Origin of the sequence: Janthinobacterium sp. BJB426 (assembly GCF_002735705.1) — a bacterium.
Lineage (GTDB): Bacteria > Pseudomonadota > Gammaproteobacteria > Burkholderiales > Burkholderiaceae_D > Janthinobacterium.
Genome location: NZ_PDZL01000069.1, coordinates 1 through 525, shown reverse-complemented (window position 1 = coordinate 525; position 525 = coordinate 1). Strand labels below are relative to the sequence as shown.

The window sequence follows — 525 nt, the reverse complement described above, 5'->3', positions numbered from 1 at the left end:
AAGCTGGCCTCCTTGCCGGAAGTGCACAGCCTGCCACTGGACCATCCGCGTCCGGCGCAACAGAGCTTCGAGGGTGCGCTGCTGCACAGCCGACTGGACGCGCAAGTGAGCAGCCGGTTGCGCGCGGTGTGCCGCGAACACGGGGCCACGTTGTTCATGGGCTTGCACGCGGCCTTGAGCGCCTTGCTGTCGCGCTATAGCGGTGCCAGCGATATCGTGCTCGGCACGCCGGTGGCGAACCGCGAGCAGCCGGAGATCGCCGGCCTGATCGGCTTCTTTGTCAATACGCTGGTGCTGCGCGCCGAGCTGACCGAGGACATGAGTTTCGGCGCGCTGTTGCAGCAATGCCGCCAGACCAACCTGGAGGCGTATGCCAACCAGCAGTTGCCGTTTGACCGGCTGGTGGAGGCGCTGCAGCCGCAGCGCTCCCTCAGCTATTCGCCCCTATTCCAGGTGATGCTGTCGTTGCAGAACAATGAAGAGGAAAGCGGTTCGCTGCCTGGCCTGACGGTGTCGTCGCTGGCC

The 525-nt window shown here is 65.1% G+C and carries 1 protein-coding gene; it reads left to right on the top strand.

The window, feature by feature from the left end; all coding sequences use genetic code 11:
* Positions 1-525 (top strand): condensation domain-containing protein (locus tag CSQ93_RS28585; RefSeq protein WP_233516400.1); only part of this gene is annotated, 525 nt, incomplete at both ends.